Origin of the sequence: Anaerococcus sp., assembly GCF_022770135.1 — a bacterium.
Lineage (GTDB): Bacteria > Bacillota > Clostridia > Tissierellales > Peptoniphilaceae > Anaerococcus.
This window is the reverse complement of record NZ_JALEIL010000087.1, coordinates 14,552-35,063: the sequence shown is the minus strand read 5'-3', so window position 1 is coordinate 35,063 and position 20,512 is coordinate 14,552. Positions and strand designations below refer to the sequence as shown.

General features: G+C 33.0%; 20 protein-coding genes. 16 read left to right on the top strand and 4 right to left on the bottom strand.

The window, feature by feature from the left end; all coding sequences use genetic code 11:
• The coding region (locus tag MRZ08_RS04050; protein WP_297379534.1) for an IS3 family transposase at positions 1-242 on the top strand (242 nt) is incomplete at its 5' end.
• Between the two features lie 68 nt (positions 243-310).
• On the opposite strand, the gene MRZ08_RS04045 is transcribed toward MRZ08_RS04050, so the two are convergent.
• From MRZ08_RS04045 to MRZ08_RS04035, 3 genes are read right to left on the bottom strand one after another with little or no spacing between them, the layout of a single operon-like run.
• Positions 311-733, bottom strand: coding sequence for an Asp23/Gls24 family envelope stress response protein (locus tag MRZ08_RS04045; RefSeq protein WP_297379531.1), 423 nt, complete (start codon positions 731-733; stop codon positions 311-313).
• A 52-nt stretch (positions 734-785) separates the two neighbouring features.
• The gene (locus MRZ08_RS04040; protein ID WP_297379528.1) at positions 786-1,061 is read right to left on the bottom strand and encodes a metal-sensing transcriptional repressor; all 276 of its coding nucleotides are present in this window, start codon (positions 1,059-1,061) and stop codon (positions 786-788) included.
• The gene (locus MRZ08_RS04035; protein ID WP_297379525.1) at positions 1,061-3,574 is read right to left on the bottom strand and encodes a heavy metal translocating P-type ATPase; all 2,514 of its coding nucleotides are present in this window, start codon (positions 3,572-3,574) and stop codon (positions 1,061-1,063) included. Before MRZ08_RS04035 ends, MRZ08_RS04040 begins: the two co-directional genes overlap by 1 nt.
• A gap of 126 nt (positions 3,575-3,700) precedes the next feature.
• Between MRZ08_RS04035 and MRZ08_RS04030 the strand changes: the two genes are divergently transcribed.
• From MRZ08_RS04030 to MRZ08_RS03970, 13 genes are all read left to right on the top strand, one after another.
• On the top strand, positions 3,701-3,970 hold the full coding sequence (locus MRZ08_RS04030) for an acylphosphatase (RefSeq protein WP_297379522.1): 270 nt from the start codon (positions 3,701-3,703) through the stop codon (positions 3,968-3,970).
• Positions 3,971-4,008: 38 nt separating this feature from the next.
• Positions 4,009-5,340 (top strand): MurT ligase domain-containing protein, encoded by a 1,332-nt coding sequence (locus tag MRZ08_RS04025; protein ID WP_297379519.1) that lies wholly within the window; start codon positions 4,009-4,011, stop codon positions 5,338-5,340.
• Positions 5,337-5,993: an adenosylcobyric acid synthase gene (locus tag MRZ08_RS04020; RefSeq protein ID WP_297379517.1), complete on the top strand. Its 657-nt coding sequence runs from the start codon at positions 5,337-5,339 to the stop codon at positions 5,991-5,993. The genes MRZ08_RS04025 and MRZ08_RS04020 overlap by 4 nt, the downstream gene beginning before the upstream one ends.
• Entirely contained in the window at positions 5,990-6,310 is a 321-nt protein-coding gene (locus MRZ08_RS04015; protein ID WP_015777914.1) for a YerC/YecD family TrpR-related protein, read from the top strand. Before MRZ08_RS04020 ends, MRZ08_RS04015 begins: the two co-directional genes overlap by 4 nt.
• A gap of 57 nt (positions 6,311-6,367) precedes the next feature.
• On the top strand, positions 6,368-8,563 hold the full coding sequence (locus tag MRZ08_RS04010) for a UvrD-helicase domain-containing protein (protein WP_297379515.1): 2,196 nt from the start codon (positions 6,368-6,370) through the stop codon (positions 8,561-8,563).
• Position 8,564: 1 nt separating this feature from the next.
• Positions 8,565-10,565 (top strand): NAD-dependent DNA ligase LigA, encoded by a 2,001-nt coding sequence (gene ligA, locus MRZ08_RS04005; protein ID WP_297379512.1) that lies wholly within the window; start codon positions 8,565-8,567, stop codon positions 10,563-10,565.
• A gap of 1 nt (position 10,566) precedes the next feature.
• Positions 10,567-10,845: an Asp-tRNA(Asn)/Glu-tRNA(Gln) amidotransferase subunit GatC gene (gatC, locus tag MRZ08_RS04000; protein ID WP_297379509.1), complete on the top strand. Its 279-nt coding sequence runs from the start codon at positions 10,567-10,569 to the stop codon at positions 10,843-10,845.
• 8 nt (positions 10,846-10,853) lie between these two features.
• On the top strand, positions 10,854-12,266 hold the full coding sequence (gene gatA / locus MRZ08_RS03995; protein WP_297379506.1) for an Asp-tRNA(Asn)/Glu-tRNA(Gln) amidotransferase subunit GatA: 1,413 nt from the start codon (positions 10,854-10,856) through the stop codon (positions 12,264-12,266).
• Complete coding sequence (gatB, locus tag MRZ08_RS03990; protein ID WP_297379504.1) at positions 12,256-13,674, top strand: Asp-tRNA(Asn)/Glu-tRNA(Gln) amidotransferase subunit GatB; 1,419 nt, start codon at positions 12,256-12,258, stop codon at positions 13,672-13,674. Before gatA ends, gatB begins: the two co-directional genes overlap by 11 nt.
• A gap of 79 nt (positions 13,675-13,753) precedes the next feature.
• Positions 13,754-15,016 (top strand): amidohydrolase, encoded by a 1,263-nt coding sequence (locus tag MRZ08_RS03985; protein ID WP_297379501.1) that lies wholly within the window; start codon positions 13,754-13,756, stop codon positions 15,014-15,016.
• Positions 15,016-16,188 (top strand): NAD(P)H-hydrate dehydratase, encoded by a 1,173-nt coding sequence (locus MRZ08_RS03980; RefSeq protein ID WP_297379498.1) that lies wholly within the window; start codon positions 15,016-15,018, stop codon positions 16,186-16,188. The genes MRZ08_RS03985 and MRZ08_RS03980 overlap by 1 nt, the downstream gene beginning before the upstream one ends.
• Before the next feature lie 2 nt (positions 16,189-16,190).
• Positions 16,191-17,312: an alanine racemase gene (alr, locus tag MRZ08_RS03975; RefSeq protein ID WP_297379495.1), complete on the top strand. Its 1,122-nt coding sequence runs from the start codon at positions 16,191-16,193 to the stop codon at positions 17,310-17,312.
• Positions 17,302-17,652: a type II toxin-antitoxin system PemK/MazF family toxin gene (locus tag MRZ08_RS03970; RefSeq protein ID WP_297379492.1), complete on the top strand. Its 351-nt coding sequence runs from the start codon at positions 17,302-17,304 to the stop codon at positions 17,650-17,652. The genes alr and MRZ08_RS03970 overlap by 11 nt, the downstream gene beginning before the upstream one ends.
• Before the next feature lie 100 nt (positions 17,653-17,752).
• Here MRZ08_RS03970 and murC read toward each other — a convergent pair whose 3' ends face one another.
• Positions 17,753-19,141, bottom strand: a complete 1,389-nt coding sequence (gene murC / locus MRZ08_RS03965; protein ID WP_297379490.1) for a UDP-N-acetylmuramate--L-alanine ligase — start codon at positions 19,139-19,141, stop codon at positions 17,753-17,755.
• A gap of 133 nt (positions 19,142-19,274) precedes the next feature.
• On the opposite strand from murC, the gene rpiB reads away from it, so the two are divergent.
• Positions 19,275-19,724 (top strand): ribose 5-phosphate isomerase B, encoded by a 450-nt coding sequence (gene rpiB, locus MRZ08_RS03960; RefSeq protein WP_297379489.1) that lies wholly within the window; start codon positions 19,275-19,277, stop codon positions 19,722-19,724.
• Between the two features lie 67 nt (positions 19,725-19,791).
• Complete coding sequence (gene deoD / locus MRZ08_RS03955) at positions 19,792-20,511, top strand: purine-nucleoside phosphorylase (protein WP_297379488.1); 720 nt, start codon at positions 19,792-19,794, stop codon at positions 20,509-20,511.
• Position 20,512 lies beyond the last annotated feature (1 nt).

Here is a 20,512-nt window from a genome sequence, read left to right as displayed (position 1 = left end):
AGCATAAGATAAATCAGTCTATGTCTAGAAAAGGTAACTGTTATGATAACTCTATTATGGAATCATTTTTCGCTAGATTAAAAAATGAATTGTATTATGGATATGAAAAGAGCTATAGCTCTTTTGATGAGTTCTCAAAAGATATTGATGAATATATATATTATTTTAATAATGAGCGAATCCAATCAAAAACAAAATGGATGCCGCCTACAAAGTATAGGCAAGCATCCTATTGTAAATAACTAATTTAATATTATGTCCAGTTTTATTGGTACACTTCACTATCAGCTAGATAGAGGGGAGTTCTTAATTAAATTTCTTTTTGCTTTTTTTCTTCTTCTTGTCTTTGTTTTTTATTGAATTCTTCCTTTGTAAGGATATCAACAATATTTACTTTAACAGCTTTAACATTAATACCTGTTAAGTTTTTAACTTCATTTTTGATAGCCTTATCTAGATTTCTAAATACTTCTTCAGCTCTTTTGCCGTATTCAAGGATGATTCCTGCTTCAACAACAGAATCTTTATCAGCTTGATTTATAGAAATACCAGAGGTTGATTGTTCATCTGATGAAAAAGAACTTGTTAGGTTATCAAAAAATCCACCTTGTAAGTCTAGAACACCGTCTACGTTATCAACAACTTTTTTCGTAATTTTAGCAAGCACCTTATCGCTAACTACATATTCACGAACTTCACCTGCAAAATTTTCATTGTTATATTTTTCAGTCATTTTATTCTCCTTTAATTTCGTTTTCGCTTACTATCAAATATATACCCACTTCTTAAATTTTATTGAGTTTATCGATAACTTTTTCTATTTCCTCAATTTTTTGCTTAATGTCTTCTTCGTCATCACTATTAAGAGATTGGTATACACAGTGTTCTAGATGAGCTTGGAGGACTTCTTTATTTATATTTTTAAGAATAGAGATTGAAGCCATAATTTGGTTTGAGATATCTATACAATATCTGTTATCTTCGATCATTTTAATTAAACCGTCGATTTGACCACCGACGGTTTTAAGTTTCCTGATAGTTTTTTTGTTATCAGCATGCATTATTTGTATTCTATACCCTTGTATTCATAACCTGCTTCACTAATTGCCTTTGAAATTTCATCTTCATCTACTGATCCGAAATATTCTACATTAGCTTCTTTATTTTCTAGGTTAACATTTACTTCTTTTATTCCAGATACGGATTCTAGGGCTTCTGTAACGTGTTTTGCACAATTCTCACAGCTCATTCCATCAACTTTAACAATCATTTTATTTAATTCACTCATTTCATTCTCCTTAATTATTATATTTTCTTCTTTACTTTCTTCTTCTTCTGGCTTAAAGTTCCTAAGTCTAAGTGAGTTAAGACATACAAAGACTGAGGATATGCTCATTGCCAAGGCCGCAAACATAGGGTTTAAGGTTATACCGTATCTAGGGTAGAGGATACCGGCAGCTACTGGTATTAAGATAATGTTGTAGAAAAATGCCCAAAAGAGATTTTCCTTTATTATCTTGATGGTCTTACTAGATAGTCTTATCGAATTAACTATATCTAGTAGGGAATTTTTAATTAATACTACATCTGCTGAATCAATAGCAATATCAGTTCCGCTTCCAATAGCTATACCGATATCAGATCTTGCTAGTGCTGGGGCATCATTTATCCCGTCTCCGACCATCGCTACATTTTTACCCGATTCTTGAAGTTTTCTTACAACTTTGTCTTTATCTTGTGGAAGGACCTCGGCGTATTTTTCATCTATAGCCAGTTTTTTTCTAATTGCTTCGGCCGTTTTTTCATTATCACCTGTTAGCATTGCAATATGGTAGCCCATTGCTTTTAATTTTTCTATTGCCTTAATAGAACTATCCTTTGCCAAGTCTTGAACCGCTATTAAGCCTAAGACCTCATTTTCATCAGCAAAATACATGGATGTTTTTCCTTCTTCTGAATATGAGATAGATCTTTCTTCAAAATCTTTTACAGAAATATTTTTATCGTTCATAAGTTTTATATTTCCTGCATAATATATTTTGCCGTCTATTTTTGCTTCAAGCCCCATTCCAGTTATAGAATTAAAGTCTGAAGTTTCTTTAGGACCAATATTTTTGCTATTAGCAAATTCTACAATTGCATTGCTCAAAGGATGCTCGGAAGCTTCTTCTATACTTCTTGCAATAGAGATGAACTCCTTGTCATCCATTTTTGTATAAACATCAGTAACTACAGGCTTACCTTCTGTAATTGTTCCAGTCTTATCTAGAAGGATGGAATCAATCTTATGAAGGTTCTCTAGGCTTTCAGCGCTTTTAAACAGAAGACCTAACTCTGCTGACTTACCGGTTGAAACCATTATCGCCATTGGAGTTGCAAGACCTAAGGCACATGGACAAGATATTACGAGAACTGCTATCATAAGATTTAAGGCAAATTCAAAATCTTTTGTAAGATAAGCCGATATAGTAAAAGTTAGAATTGCAATAACTATTACCATCGGAACAAAAATTGCTGATATCTTATCAGCTAATTTTGCGATTGGTGCTTTAGTTTCATTTGCTTCATTAACAAGGCTTATGATTTGTGAGATGGTAGTATTTTCACCAACCCTTTTAGCTCTAAATTGAAAAGATCCTTGTTTGTTAATACTTGCAGATATTACTTCATCGCCAGGATTTTTATTTACTGGTATGCTTTCACCAGTAATTGCGGCCTGATCAACTAGGGAAGAGCCCTTTGTTACAATACCATCAACAGGGATAGACTCTCCTGGTCTAACAACAATAGTATCGCCAATTTCAATTTCTTCAATAGCAACTTCAATTTCTTCACCATTTTTAATCACCTTAGCTGTTTTTGGAGCTAGATCCATTAGGTGTTTGAGAGATGCTTTAGTCTCTCCCTTACTTCTAGCTTCGAAATATTTACCCAAAGTAATTAAAGTTAGGATAGTTGCACTTGATTCGAAATATATATTGTGCCTATAATGATCTAACACTTGGGTATCGTTTAGTCCTAAGGCATAAGACATCCTCATTATGGCAAATATACCAAATATAGTGGCAGCACCAGCACCTAATGCGACAAGTGTATCCATATTAGGTGCCTTATTAACAAGGCTCTTAAAGCCTGATACAAAAAATTTGCGGTTTACAAAAATTACAGGCAAGGCAAGCAGAAATTGAACAAAAGCATTATTTATTGCTCCTGCACGACCTTCTAGAAAACTTGGTATAGGAAGATTAATCATTGGCCCCATTTCCAAATACATCAGTGGGATTAAAAACAAGAAGGAAATTTTTAATCTACTTATTGTAGACATCTCTTCATGTTCTTTAAGATTTATCTCGCTTGATCTGTCCTTATCTTTAGGACTTGCTCCATAACCAATTTTCTCTACTGCCTTTATAATATCGTCATTACTAATCTTATCAGAATCGTAATCAACTGTCATAGACTCACTAATAAGATTGACATTAACATCATTAACTCCTAATTTTTGAACCGCTTTTTGGACATTAGCCTGACAAGAAGCACAAGTCATTCCGCTAACATCAAAACGTTCTTTCATATTACCTCCTTAACACCCATAGGGGGTGTCAATAATATTATAACTTACGTGGCATTAATGTCAAGGCTAAAGTAAAGTCTTTACAAGAAAGGCTTTATAATGTTATAGTATATTAAAGGGGTGAGCATGGAAAGACTTAAAATAAATTTCAAAGGTAGGGTCCAAGGAGTCGGATTTAGATTTCACTCTTTAAGGATTGCTACCGATCTTAATTTGACTGGAAGTGTCAAGAATCTCTACGATGGAAGTGTTGAAGTTTATGTACAAGGTAGAACTGAAAATATTGAAGCATTCATAAGAGAATTAGATAATCAGAAATTTGTAAGGATAGAATCCAAAGACATCTCAAAGATGGACTTAAAGCAGAATGAAAATTCTTTCGAAATTTTATACTAGCTATGGAAAGTTTATAATTTTGGGTATATAGTAGACTTATGAGTTTTAAAAGTAAAGTAATAAAAAACATAGCAAAATTAATTAGATTTTCTTTAAAGATTACAAATCATAAGGCTACTTCCTTACCAGGATATGTCGCTTATAAACTTGATAAAGATATTCTTAAAGAATTATCCAAGAATACAAAATTTATATTTGTTACAGGTACAAATGGCAAGACCATGACTACTCATTTTCTGACAAATATATTAAGACAACATTATGAAAATGTTTTTACTAATGACTCTGGATCTAACATGGTCCAAGGTATTATTACATCTTTATTGGATAATCCACCAAATGAGGATACTGTCGCAGTGCTAGAAGTAGATGAGGCAAATCTTTCTAGAATAGGCAAGTTCCTTAAGGCAGATTATGTTGTATTTACAAATGTATTTAGGGATCAAATGGATAGATTTGGTGAGATTTATAATATTTTCGACAAAATGATGGAAGGAATGGAGGAGATGGCTGATGCTACGATAGTAGCTAATGGTGATCTTCCGATTTTCGCTTACGATAAGATGGACTCCTACAAAAAAGTTTATTATGGAATAAGAGATAAGAGAGATATTCATGATGACTATATACTTGATGCGGAACTAAATTCCGATGGTATACTTTGTCCAAAGTGTAACAGTGTTCTTAAGTACAGGCTCGTCAATTACTCGTCTCTAGGAGATTTTACTTGTCCTTCATGTGATTTTTCCTCTAAGAACTTAAAATATTGCATTGATAATCTAGAAAAATTAGAAAGTGACCATTCAACATTTAAAATAGCAAATGAAGAATATGAAATATCAGTTGGTGGCTTATATAATATTTATAATGCCTTAGCCTCACTAGCAGTTGCTAAAGAGCTAGGATTATCTTATGAGGAAATATATACTGGACTAAAGTCTCAAAAGAATGTATTTGGAAGGCAAGAAAATATTAAGATAGCTGATAAGAATGTAATAATTAACCTTGTAAAAAATCCTACTGGACTTAACCAGATTATTGAGTTGATGCTTTTAAATAAAAGCGATATAAGTCTAATCTGCTTGTTAAATGACAATTATGCAGATGGATTGGATGTAAGCTGGATATACGATTCTCACTACGAGAAATTAAGAAAGATGGATATTAAGGATGTTTATGTCTCTGGTAAGAGACCTTCTGATATGAAAAGAAGACTTGAGATAGCTGAAATTTATGAAGGAGATATAAAAGGATTTGACTATGAGAAAGAAATAGTTGATATAATAGAAAATGCTCAGTCTGATAATATATATATCTTGTCAACTTACACAGCTATGCTAAGATTAAGAGAGGTATTAGAATTATCATGATTGTTAATATTGCACATCTTTATGGAAATTTGTTAAACACATATGGAGACGTGGGTAATGTTATGGCTTTTGCCCATGAAGCTAGAAAAATAGGTTTTGAAACGAACATCGAAGTAGTGAGCCTTGGAGACGATTTTGATTACAAAAAGTATGATTTTGTATTTTTTGGAGGTGGTCAGGACTATGAGCAGAGTATAGTGCAAAAGGATTTGCTTAAAAAAAGAGATGGTATGGTAGAATACATTGAAAATAATGGTATACTATTAGCTATATGTGGCGGTTATCAATTGTTAGGTCAGTACTATTATGACGCCTACAATAAGAAAATAGAAGGTCTAAAAATTTTTGACCACTACACAATAAACCAGGATGATAAAAATAGATTTACTGGTAACATAAAAGTTCAATCAGCTTTTGATAAAAAATCGATTTATAAGGGTTTTGAAAATCATGGCGGTGTAACATTTTTAGGAAAGAATCAAAAGCCTTTTGCATATGTCTTGGAAGGTAATGGCAATAATGGCAAAGATAAGAGCGAAGGCTTTAGATATAAGAATACTATTGGAACCTACCTTCATGGACCATTGCTTGCTAGAAACAACAATTTATGCGAAAGCTTAATTGATATATTAATTAATAGGAGAGGCAAATGAAAGAAAATAAATTAAGAAACAAAGAAATAGATGAGTTTTTTGAAGCAGTATTAATGCTTGAAGATATCGAGCAATGCTATGATTTCTTTACTGATATATGTACAGCTAGAGAAATCCAATCAATAGCACAAAGACTACATGTTGCAAAACTTCTTAAGATTAGAAAAACATACAGTGTAATCGAAGAAGAAACAGGAGCTTCTACTGCTACAATTTCAAGAGTAAATAGATCATTAAATTATGGTTCTAATGGCTATGATATAGTTTTGGAAAGACTTATTGAAAAGAATTTAAAAGAAGAAAAAAGCAAAGAGTAAGGACAACTTACTCTTTTATTTTTATGGTATAATGTGATAGATGGAAGGACGTGAAATATGAACTTAGATGGATTAAATAAAATGCAAAGAAAGGCAGTACTTCATGGTGAAGGACCTCTGTTAGTTCTTGCTGGAGCAGGATCTGGCAAAACTAGGGTACTTACAACGAGTATTGCCTATCTTATTGAGGAAAAAAATATTGATCCGAGAAATATAATAGCTATAACATTTACCAATAAAGCTGCAAATGAAATGAAAGAAAGAGTCTCAAGGCTACTTGATATGGATGTATCGCATCTTTGGATTGGGACTTTCCACTCTATTTGTGCGAGGATTCTGAGGATGAATATCGATAAGATTGGATATGATAGAAACTTTACTATATATGACACAAGTGATCAGAAAACTCTCATAAAAGAAATAATTAATGAACTTGGATATAAGGATGATATAGCTCCACGAGAAGCTTTAAATGTGATATCATCTGCCAAAAACAAATCTTTAGATCCAGATGAATTCTTAAAATTAAATACTTACTATAGTAAGGGCGACGTATATTATGAAATCTACAAAAAATATGAAGAAAAGAAGTTTTACTACAACGCCCTTGATTTTGATGATTTAATAGATAAGGTTTTATATCTTTTTGTTAAGAGCAAGGAGACTTTGGATTTTTATCAAAAGAAATTCGAATATGTATTTGTAGATGAATATCAGGATACTAATAACAGTCAGTATGAACTAATTAAATATTTTGCGGGTTTTCATAACAATGTCACAGTTGTAGGTGATGCTGACCAGTCTATCTATAGCTTCAGAGGAGCAAATATTTCAAATATCCTTAACTTTGAAAAAGACTTTAAGGATGCTGAAACAATAAAGCTAGAACAAAATTATAGGTCTACAGAAAATATTTTAGACACTGCAAATCTCCTAATAGAAAATAATTCCGAAAGAAAAGATAAAGAGCTTTGGACAGAGAATAAGGGTGGAGACAAGGTTATATATAAGGCGAATTCTGTAGAAAGCGAAGAAGCAAAGTTTGTACTTGATAATATAAAAAGTCTTATGCAAGAAGGCTATGAAGCTAAGGATTTTGCTATTCTTTACAGGACCAATGCCCAATCAAGACCTTTCGAAGAGATTTTGATGAAGAACCTAATAAACTACAAAGTAGTTGGTGGACTTAAATTCTATGATAGAAAAGAAATAAAAGATTTGGTATCCTATTTAAAAATTATTGTGAATCCAAAAGATGACCTATCTCTAAAAAGGATTATTAATGAGCCAAAGAGAGGAATTGGCAATAAATCTATTGAAGAATTGGAAAGAGTTGCTAATTTGCATAATATTGCCATTTTAGACTTGATTACAAACGATGAGTTCAATACTTTGATTTCTGATAGGATTATAAAATCAACCGAAAAGTTTTACCTACCTTTGAAAGAAATATTTGATAATGTAAATAATTACAAGATAGTTGACCTTATCGAAGATGTACTAGATAAAAGTGGCTATATGAAATCCTTGGAGTCATCCTATTCAGTTGAAGATAGGGCAAGGATAGATAATATAAATGAGTTTATATCATCAGCATCAGAATATCAGGAAAATAATCCAGAAGATACCATATATGATTATCTCGAAAATCTATCCTTGCTATCTGATCTTGATAAGACAGAAAGCACAGATAATTCTATTTCACTAATGACAATGCATGCAGCAAAAGGTCTAGAGTTTCCAATAGTATTTGTAGTTGGTCTTGATGAGGGATTATTCCCAGGAAAAAGAAGTATCGATGAGGGCAATATTGAAGAGGAAAGAAGACTTTTTTATGTAGCCATCACTCGAGCTGAGGAAAAACTATTTCTATCAAGTGCCGAGGCAAGGAGAAATTATGGCAAACCGGTATTTTATAAGCCATCTAGATTTATCGATGAAATAATTGATAACATAAAGGTCGAAGAAAAGGTTAGTTCATATGGATATTCATCAAGAGAATATGAAAAGACCATGGCAGAAGATTACATGAGAGAAAAAACTAGGCAGTCAGTCTTAGGCAAAAAATTAAATAAAACCAGTGCAAGTGACGATGAATACAAGGTTGGAGATAGGCTAGTTCATTCTAAGTGGGGTAGTGGTATGGTTGTACAGATCAAAAAACAAGATAAGGGAAATGAGCTTGTAGTGGCCTTTGATGAAAAAGGTCTTAAAAAGCTAAATCAGGATTACGCTCCAATAGAGAAGGTGTGATATGGATAAGAGAGAACGAATAGATAAATTAATAGAAAAAATAGAGAATTTAAACTATCACTATTATACCTTAGATGAGCCTTTAGTTTCTGATGGAGAGTATGACCAAATCTATGATGAATTGAGACAACTTGAAGAGGAAACAGGCTATGTTAGAGATGATTCTCCTACACAAATAGTGGGAGGAGAAATACTGGATAAATTTGAAAAGCACTTTCATATTACAAAACTCCTATCTCAAAATAAGGCCCAGACTCATGAAGAACTTGAAGCTTGGATTGATAGGTGCAATAGATTAAGAGATGAATATAACAGAAATCATGATGACAAACTAGCTGAACTTGAATATATAATGGAATATAAATTCGATGGACTCACTGTAAACTTAACCTATAATAATGGTCTTTTAGTAAATGCAGCGACAAGGGGTAATGGAACGGTAGGAGAAGAGATTTCTGCTCAAGTTAGGACTATTAGATCTATCCCTAATAAAATTAAAGAGGAGTCTTTACTAGAAATACAGGGCGAAGCCCTAATGCCTCTATCAGAGCTTACTCGTTACAATGAGGAAAATGAATTGCAGCTAAAAAATGCTAGAAATGCTGCAGCAGGTGCTCTTAGAAACCTCGATACAAAGGAGACTGCAAAAAGAAATTTAACAGCCTACTTTTATGCTATACCAACAAATGACTTAGATTTTTCAAGCGAAGAAGAAATGTTAGAGTTTCTAAAAGATCAAGGCCTCCTAATTCATCCTTATCACAAAAAGGTTCATAATTTACAAGAGATTATAAAAGAACTCGATTTCATAGAGGAAGAAAGAAAAAGAATAGATATTTTGACTGATGGTGTTGTGATTAAGATTAACGACAAACAAACTCAAGAAGTCTTAGGATCAACCAATAAATTTCCTCGTTGGTCAATTGCCTACAAGTTCGAAGCAGAAGAATATACTACTACTCTAAAAGAAGTAGTGTGGAATGTAGGAAGAAGTGGAAAAGTAACTCCTAGTGCAATACTAGATCCTGTTGAATTTTCTGGGGCTACAGTAAGTCGAGCCACCCTAAACAATTATGATGATATTATTAGGAAAAAAGTAAGAATCGGATCTAAGATATTCATCAGAAGATCGAATGATGTAATCCCTGAAATCCTAGGAGTTGTAGATGAAAATCAAGAAGGAACGAAAGAGATAGAAAAGCCTAGCAAATGCCCATATTGCGGAAGTGAGCTAATCCAAGGCAATGTTCACATAATTTGCCCTAATTCTATATCATGTAAACCACAACTTCTTGCGAGAATGGAGCATTTTACCTCAAGAAATGCAATGGATATAGAAGGACTGTCCGAAAAAACTATAGCCCAACTAATGGAAGAACTAGACATCAATGAAGTTGATGATATATATGACTTAACCTATGAAGATCTAATTAAGCTAGATCGTTTTGGAGATAAAAAAACAAAGAATCTTTTAAATGCAATAGAAGCTAGCAAAAAAGTAAATCTTGATAATTTCATATACGCTATAGGCATACCAAACGTAGGCGAAAGAACATCTAGAGATTTAGCAAATAAGTTTAAGAATTTTGATGATCTAAGAAATGCTAGTACAGAAGATCTTTCGGATATTGATGATATCGGTGAAATAACTGCTCAAAATATAGTTGATTACTTCAAAGACCATAATATTAGTAAATCGATCGATAATTTATTGAAAAAAGGTATAGAAATATCCGAAGTAAAAGCAGATAATAATAGTAATAGCTTAAATGACATGACTTTTGTTATTACTGGAACTATAGATAATTATAAAAGAGATGACATAAAGAAACTTTTGGAAAGTAACGGAGCTAAGGTTACTGGCTCAGTTTCAAAGAATACGGATGTTGTTTTAGCTGGTGAAAAATCTGGTTCAAAGAAAGATAAGGCTAATGAATTAGGAATAGAAATTTATGAGAATGATAAATTATATGATTTCTTAGAAGAATTGGAAGGAATGTAAGATGAACAAACAAGAAGTGGAAAAAATATATAGGCTTGCTAATCTAAGTCTAGAGGGAAAAGATACCGACTTATTATCTAATAAATTTAATACTGTTATAGATTTTATAGAAGATATCTTTACTATCGATACAGATGAAGTTAAAATGACAGAACTTATACCAAATCACAAGGCAATCTTTAGAGAAGATAAAGCTAATGAATCTATTACAAGAGATGAGGCTTTGGCTAACGCTAAAGATACAGAATTTGGTTATTTTAGACTTGATTGGAAATTATAGGAGCTATAATGAATATAGAAAAATTAATAGAAGATTATAAAGAAGGAAATCTAAGCGTCGAAGATAATATTTTAACGACCTTAGATAAAATAGAAAACGACGAATTGAATGCTTATATAAGTATTGATCGTGATGGTTCTATTAAAAGAGCCAAAAAATTAGATGAAAAACTTAAAAATGGTGAGGAATTAGGTTCTCTATTTGGAGTACCTGTAGCAGTTAAGGATAATATATCCTATGACCAAATGAAAATGACCTGTGCATCCAAAATGCTAGAAAATTTCAAGCCAGTATATAATGCAAGTGTTGTAGAAAATCTATTAAAAGAAGATGCCATAATCGTAGCTAAAACTAACATGGATGAGTTTGCTATGGGCGGTAGAGGCAAGACTTCCTACTTTGGTCCTACCCAAAATCCTCTTGATAATAAAAGAGTTCCTGGTGGTTCATCGTCAGGATCTGCAGCAGCAGTGGCTAAGGGAGATGTCCTAATAGCTCTTGGAACAGATACAGGTGGGTCTGTAAGATGTCCTGCATCGTACTGTAATATTTTAGGATACAAACCAACTTATTCAATAATGAGTAGATATGGTGTAGTTTCTATGGCAAACACCCTAGATCAAGTTTCTCTATTCTCTAAAAATATCGAAGATATGAGAGTATTGGCCAATACAACTGCATCACATGACCCTAAAGATATGACTTCTAATTTAGAAAAATACGAGTACTCATACGAAGATTATGATTTTAAAGGTAAAAAAATTGGCTTTATCAAGACCGAGTCAAGCCTTTATGAAGGAATAGAAGAAGAAGTAAAGAAAGATTACCAAAAAGCCTTGGATATTTTACAGTCTTTAGGAGCTGAACTTTTCCCTATAGATTTGGAGTACGCTAAATATGCAAATCCAGTATATAACGTTGTAATGAGCTCTGAAGTATCTTCAAATATGAGTAGGTTTGATGGTGTAAGATTTGGTTACCAGGCAGATGATTACGAAAGTGTAGAAGAGCTTTTCGTAAAAAGCAGATCAGAAGGCCTAGGAGAAGAGGTTCAAAGAAGAATCGCTCTTGGAACCATGTATTTATCAGCAAATGATAATCAAAAAATTTATAAGCAAGGCCTTAAATTGAGAAGTCTTATTAAAAACGAATTAGAAGAAGTATTCGAAGAAATTGATTTATTGATAACACCAACCACAACGAATCTACCACCATACTTGACAGATGATGAACACGACCCTTTAAGCGATTTTAAGGCAGATGGCTTCAATGTAATTGTAAACCTTGCTGGGATGTGTGGTCTTTCCCTACCAATTAGAGAGGGAATATCAGGATCAGTACAATTTATAGCAAATAGATTTGAAGATAACAAGTTAATTAATGCAGGCGAGAAATTTTTAAGGAGTATAAATGAAAACTAAAACAATTATTGGATTAGAAATTCACGTGGAGCTAGCCACTGAGACGAAGATGTTTTGCTCCTGTAAAAACGAGTTCGGACAAGTGCCTAATACAAATGTATGTCCAATATGTCTAGGACATCCGGGAACTCTTCCTCAAATGAATGAAAAGGCAGTTGAGTTTGCTGTTATGGCTGGTCTTGCCTTTAATTGTGATATAAGAAATGACCAAAAGATGGATAGGAAAAAGTATTTCTATCCAGACCTTGTGAAGGGATATCAAATAACTCAATTCGATAAGCCTTATGCAACAAATGGTTACTTAACTTTAGAGTCAGGTAAAAATATTAGAATTGCAGAAATTCATATGGAAGAAGATACAGGTAAGTCAAATCATGATGAGAACAATGCGACCCTTATGGACTACAACAGAGCGGGTGTCCCACTAATAGAAATAGTTAGTGAACCTGATATGTCTTCACCAGATGAAGCTAGGGAATATGTCGAAACTCTTGCATCTACCTTAAGATTTTTAGGAGTATCAGACTGTATCATGGCTCAAGGCTCTATGCGTGTTGATGTTAATATCAATATCGAAAACTTAGAAAATGGACAAAGAACCGCCATAGCTGAGATTAAGAACATCAACTCTATTAAGGCTATAGAAAACGCACTAGCATTTGAAGAAAAAAGACAAATCGCCCTTCTTGAAGAAGGTGAAGTTGGCGTGAAAGAAACAAGAAGATGGGATGATGAATTGGCTGAAACAGTTCACATGAGAAATAAAGAAGTTGGAAACGACTATAGATTCTCCGCAGAAGGTGACATTCCTCTAATTGAGCTTTCTGACGATTTCATAAATCGCGTTAAAGAAAATCTACCAGAATTGCCAGGTCAAAAAGAAGCGAGATATATCAAAGAACTTTCTCTTAGCAAGTATGACGCGAATTTATTAGCTAATGATAGAGAACTTGCTGACCTATTTGAAAAAACCAATGCTATAGTCAATGATCCTAATACATGTGCCAACTGGATTCTATCAGAGTTATCCAGAAGATTAAACGAGTTTGAAGAAAGTCCTTCAGAGATGAAACTTTCAGTTGAAAACTTTTCGAAGTTAATTCTTTTGGCAAAGGAAAATAAGGTAAATAATAATGTTGCCAAAAAGATTCTAAGGGAAATCTATGAATCTAACGAAGACCCAGAAAAATTAGCTGAAGAAAGAAACTTACTTCAAATATCAGATTCATCTTTCCTAGAAGAAGTAGTAGATGAGGTTTTAAGTGAAAATCCTGATTCCGTAGAAGATATTAGGGGAGGTAAGGATAGAGCTTTCGGTTTCTTAGTTGGACAAGCAATGAAGAAAACTAAAGGCAAGGGAAATCCTCAAGAAATCAATAAACTACTAAGAGAAAAGATAGGAGAATAGAGCTAATATACCATAAGAGAGCTTGCTATATAGTAAGCTCTAATCCTTATGGGTTGATTCAAGATAGCTCTTTTATAGAATGAATATATTAATTAAAAATACACACTTTCTTACAATGGAAGATGAAGAAATAAAAACGGCGAATATTTATATAGAAGATGACAAGATTTCCTATATAGGAAGTAGGGGAGATTTCAAAAGTGATAGAGTTATAGATGGCGAAAACTTTCTAACAATGCCTGGATTTGTGAATGCTCATACTCATGTTGCTATGACACTTTTTAGAAACTATGGTCCAGAGACAGATTTGATGACTTGGCTTAACGATTACATATGGCCACTTGAAGATAAGCTTAAGGCAGAGGATGTCTACTATGGATCAAAACTTGCCCTCTTAGAGATGATTAAGGCAGGGACAACTAGCTTTGCTGATATGTATTTTTTCTGTGAAGAAACAGTAAGAGCCTGCAAAGAAATGAATATAAGGGCACAAATTTCTAGAGGCTTAGCTATTCCAGATAAGAATTTTTCCAAGATTAAGGAAAACATAAATCTTTCCAACGCATATGCTAATGATGGGCTTATAGATATTGGACTTGGTCCTCATGCTGTATATACAGCGGACTTAGATTATTTAAAAAAAATATCTGACTATGCTCAAGAATATAAGCTACCTATCCACATCCACTTATCAGAGACAAAAAAAGAGAATGAAGATTGCTATAAAAATTATAAGATGAGCCCAACCGAGCTTTTTGACAAGGCTGGTATCTTTCAAAACAAAACCATTGCTGCTCATGGAGTATATCTATCAGATAATGATTTGGACATTATAAAAGAAAATAATGTAAGCATTGTTCACAATCCAAGCTCAAACCTAAAATTATCATCTGGCTTTCTAGACCTCGCAAGGTTAATTGATAAGGGAATTAATGTATGCTTAGGAACTGATTCAGCTTCAAGCAATAATAAGCTATCAATACTAAGAGAGATGGAAGTATCAATGCTTGTCTCAAAGCTTTATTCAAGTAGACCAATAAGTTACTTTGAAATGTTAAAAACGGCGACTGTAAATGGTGCTAAAGCCTTAGGTTTTGATAAAGTAGGAATTATTAAAGAATCATATAAGGCTGACCTAATAATGATAGATATCAATAATGAAAACCATAAGCCATACAATGATCTCCTATCTTCCTTGTGCTTTTCTACTTATGAATCCGATATCAAAAATGTTATTATAGATGGTAAAATTGTATATGAAGATGGTAAGTTTAGTAATGTCGACAGGGAAAATATAATCACAATGACTGAAAGACAATTTGAAGATCTTAAGGCTAGATAATGCTTGGAATAGACTTAGTTAGTGTAAATAAATTTAAGGAAAAATCTAATATCATAAAGATTTTTACAGAAAAAGAATTAGATCATGCGAGGGAAAGTAAAAATTTTGATATGAGTCTTTCGGGAATATTTGCAGCAAAAGAAGCTATTATTAAAGCTTATGGTTTTAATTTATCTTATATCCTAAAAAAAAGAATAGAAATAAGATATGAGGATAAGAAACCAAGAGTTTTATTAGATGGATATTACTTGACAGATAATATAAGCATAAGCCATGATGGTGACTATGCTCTTGCTGTATGTGATTCAAACTTAGAAAATGTTTATGTAGATGAGTATTTCAAAAAAATTTTTCCTAAAAGAAAGAAGGATACTCACAAGGGAGATTACGGCAAAATCGCTATCTTAGGTGGAAGCTCTGGTATGAGTGGTTCAGTATATCTTTCTTCCATGGCTGCTCTAAGAACTGGCGCTGGACTAGTATATAATATCGTTCCTCAGTCTATTAGCAATATTCTTCAAATAAAAACTAATGAGCAGATAATTTTACCTCTAAATTCTTTTAATATTATTAATAACGAAGAGAATCTAAGAAAAATAAATTATTATCTAAGGGATAAGGATATATTAGCTATAGGCCCGGGGATGGGTCAAGATGACTCATTAAATTCATTAATTAATAGCATATTTAGCAACTTTAGTGGTAAAATACTTATAGATGCAGATGGACTGAATGCTGTTAGCAAAGATATAAAGATACTGAGAAATCACAAAAATCTTGTATTAACTCCACATCTCATGGAGTTCTCTAGACTTACGAAATTAAGCCTTAATCAAATTAATTCTGATAGAATAAGTTTTGCTAAAAAATTTGCTAGGGATAACGGAGTAATTCTTGTATTAAAATCTGAGGAAACTATAGTTACCGATGGGTTTAGGATCTATATAAATAGAATCGGAAATCCTGGAATGGCTACTGCAGGAAGTGGGGATGTATTATCTGGAGTAATTTCTGCTTTATTACATAGGTTGGATAACTACGAGGCAGCTTGTCTTGGTGTCTACATCCACTCATTGGCAGGAGATCTTGCATCAAATATCTTAGGCGAAGATTCGATTATAGCATCTGATATTGTAGAAAATATCCCAGCTGCTATGAAATTATTGGGGTAGTAATGTTTACTAATTATATTGAAGTTGATATAGATAAAATACAGAGAAATATCGAAAATATAAAAAAAATATCTGAAAATAAAAATATCTGTGCTGTAGTTAAAGCAAATGCTTATGGCTTGGGAGCAACAGTTATTGCCAAATACATAGAAGATTTTGTATCATATTTTGCTGTAGCTAATTTCCTTGAAGCTAAAAACCTAAGAGTTTCTGGAATCACAAAGCCTATAATTATATTGGGCTTTGTCAGCGTGGAAGAAGCAAAGGAATGTGTGGATTATGACATTGAAATTCCAATTTATGACTTATCCTATGCAGAAAGGATAAATAAGAGTATAGATGGAAATTTAAAGGTTCATATAGCCTTAGATACCGGCCATTCCCGCCTGGGATTCAGAGAATTTGAGTTTGATCGAATTTTAAAATTAAAGCAGCTCAATAAATTAAAAATAAAGGGAGCCTTTAGCCATTTTTCTACAGCTGATGAAGAAGATAAGACTTTCACCCAAGAGCAATATGAAAAGTTCGAAAAAATAAGAGAGAAGCTCGATGATCAATTTAATATTGAAATATTTCATATAGCAAATTCAGCAGCATCTATTTATCATGATCTTATCTCTGATATGAATAGGATTGGAATTGCTATGTATGGTATCTACCCTTCCGATTATTTGAGAGAAAGAAAAGATATTAGACTTGAACAGGCTTTTTCATTAAAAAGCAGGGTATCTTTCGTAAAGGAGATTAACGAAGGCGACTCAGTAAGTTATGGCAGAACTTTCACAGCGAAAAGTAGAATGAAGATTGCGACAATTCCTATAGGCTATGCTGACGGATTTTTCAGAGCTTTTTCCAATATTGGTGAAGTCTTGGTCAAGGGTAAGCCTGCTAAGGTTTGCGGTAGGGTCTGCATGGACCAGATTATGGTCGATGTAAGCGATATCGATTGTAAAATAGAAGATGAGGTGATACTATACCCAGACATTTACGAAGAAGCTAAGAAGATTGGAACAATACCTTATGAACTAATGACCTCATTAGATATGAGATTAACTAGAGTTTATATAAAAGATGGAAGTATTGTTCATATAGATAATTATTTAGGAGAACTCTATGAAAATTAAAAGAGGTGATCTTTTTTATGCTGACTTATCTCCTGTTGTAGGAAGTGAGCAGGGAGGTGTGAGGCCTGTTATTGTTGTGCAAAATAATGTAGGTAATAAATATTCACCAACTATTATAGTTGCTCCCGTTACTAGTCAGCTTAATAAGGCCAAGCTTCCCACCCATGTTAGACTAAAGGGTAACGAGTTCGGACTTCCCAAAAATAGTGTAGCATTGATGGAGCAGCTTAGAACGATTGATAAGAAAAGATTAAGAGAAAAAATAGGTAGCTTTAATCACGATATAATGCTAAAAATAGATGAAGCAATGGCTGTATCATTGGATTTAGTAGATAACTAAACTTACTTAATACATAAAAGAGCTGTTTAAGAAGGAAAATTCTTCTTATTTATTAGAAGCAAATTTCTTTCTTACTAACAGCTCTGTTTAAATACAATATTTACTTATCTTCGACAATCATTCTCGCCAAAACATCAGGATTACCACAACCTGTTGTGAGAACTAAGTCATCTTTTTTAATTTTCTTGTAAATATAATCTCTACAATCTTCAAACTCACCAATATATTTTGCATTTATTCCTTTTTTTACCAAAGCATCAACAACATCTTTTGAATGAATACTTGGATCAAACTTTTCTCTTGCAGCATAAATATCGGTTATAATCACTTCATCACTAGAATCGAAGCAAGTCAAGAAGTCGTCAAACAATGCCTTGGTCCTACTGTAGGTGTGAGGTTGCCACACACAAATTAGACGGCCTTTAGTATGCTCTTTTAAGGCATCTAGGGTAACTTTAATCTCTGAAGGATGGTGACCGTAATCGGTCATTATTGTTGCATCATCAACCTCTCCTATGATCTGCATTCTTCTATCGAGTCCTTCGTATTTTAGAATGTTTTTTCTAATAGTTTCAATATCAATTCCATTTTCGTAGGTGGCAACAATTGAAGCCATAGCGTTATTAATATTATGTCTTCCAATAACACCTAATTCAAAGTGTTCTATATCTCCATTTCTCATCCTTAAATCGAAGTTAGGTCTACCAATTTCGTCAAATTTTATATTGAAAGCACAATAGTCAGCTTCTTCGTTTTCTTGTGCGTAAGTTATTAACTTTCCTTTTACAGAATTAAAAATCAATCTATTGTTTTCTTCATTTAAGTTTGTAATAGTCATTGAGTTTTCATCTTGGTTAGATAAGTACTCTCTAAATGTATCTACAATATCGTCTAGGTCCCTGTAATAGTCTAGGTGGTCTTCGTCAATATTTAAAACTATTAATGTTTGTGGATAGTAATATCTGATATTTCCCTTATATTCACAAGCCTCAGTTACCAAGTATTCTTCACTACCAACCCTAACATTACCCTTCATTTCATCTAATTCACCACCTAGCAGGATAGTAGCGTCTTTATCAGAGTGCATTAAAATCTTAGAAATCATAGAAGTTGTGGTAGACTTACCGTGAGATCCAGATACTGCAATAGAATTTTTATAATTTCTCATCAATGCCCCAAGAAATACACCTCTTGTTACAACTGGTACATTAAGCTTTTTTGCAGCTATTAATTCTTCGTTATCATCTAAGATAGCGTCTGTATATATTACTAGGTCAGGATTTGTTATATTTTCTCCCTTTTGTCCTATTGATATCTTAACTCCAAGTTCTCTTAGATGATTGATAATATTACTGTCTGACCTATCAGATCCAGAAACCTCATAACCTTTAGCCAAAAGTAATTGAGCTAGTCCACTCATTGATATGCCGCCAACTCCAATAAAATGAATGTATTTATAATCATGTCTATCTAAATCAAATTTAAACATATATTCTCCTTAGTTATTATCTATACCGTATGGGTGTTTTTATTATACCATATTTATATAATAAAGTGAGTCAAGTGATATTAATAATTGATTAGAACTTAGCTAAAAGTATATTAATAGCAAAGGAGAGAATATGAAATATGTAATAGGAAACGACCATGGAGGTCTTGATTTAGAAGAAGTAGTTAAGGATGAATTAGAAAAACTAGGGCATGAGGTTTATCATGTAGGAGCTTACAACAGTGAGTCTGTAGATTATAGCGATTATGCAAAAAAAGCTTGCACCGAGGTGGTTAAAGGAAGAGCTGATTTTGCCATCTTAATTTGTGGTACTGGACTTGGTATGAGCATTTCAGCGAATAAGATACAAGGAATTAGGGCGGCGTGTGTTTCTGAAGCTTACTCAGCAAGAATGAGTAGGGCTCATAATAATGCTAATACCCTATGCATGGGAGCTCGTGTTATTGGTTCTGAAACATGTAGAATGATTGTAGATGAATTTGTGAATACTAAATTTGAAGGCGGAAGACATCAACGAAGAGTAAATAAGATTATGGACATAGAAAAATCCAATAAAGCTTAGGAGTCTTGTTTTAAATTTTCATAAAAAATGTTATTATATAAGTGAGAATATTTTAAAGGAGATAAATTTGACTATACCTACACCACACATATCAGCAACAAGTGCTGATCAAATTGCAAAGACAGTTCTGATGCCAGGAGATCCTCTTAGAGCAAAATATATTGCGGATAATTTCTTAACAGATGTTACTCAGTTTAACGAAACAAGAGGAATGCTTGGATATACAGGTTACTATAAGGGAAAAAGAGTTTCTGTTATGGGAAGTGGAATGGGAATTCCATCATCAATGATTTATTACAACGAATTATTTCAATTTTATGACGTAGATACTATTATTAGAGTAGGAACAGCTGGTTCTATGCAAAAAGATGTTAAACTACACGATATTGTAATTGCATCATCTGCTTGTTCTGAATCATCTATCAACGATAATCTATTTGGAAATATACATTTTTCATCAACACCAGATTTCAACTTATTATTACAAGCATACGAGAAATCAAATGAATTAGGCTATACTACCCATTGCGGACAAGTTCATTCATCAGACCAATTTTACAATGATATGCCAAAAGAAGTTTTTAAAAACCTACAGAAATATGACATTTTATGCGTAGAAATGGAATCATATGGCCTATTTATGGCCGCTAGAAAACATGGCAAGAGAGGCCTTGGAATATTTACAATTAGTGATTCTCTAGTTGAAAACGTAGCTGATAGTGCTGAAAATAGACAAACATCGTACACAAATATGATGGAACTTGCTCTTGAAGTTGCACCGGAATAAT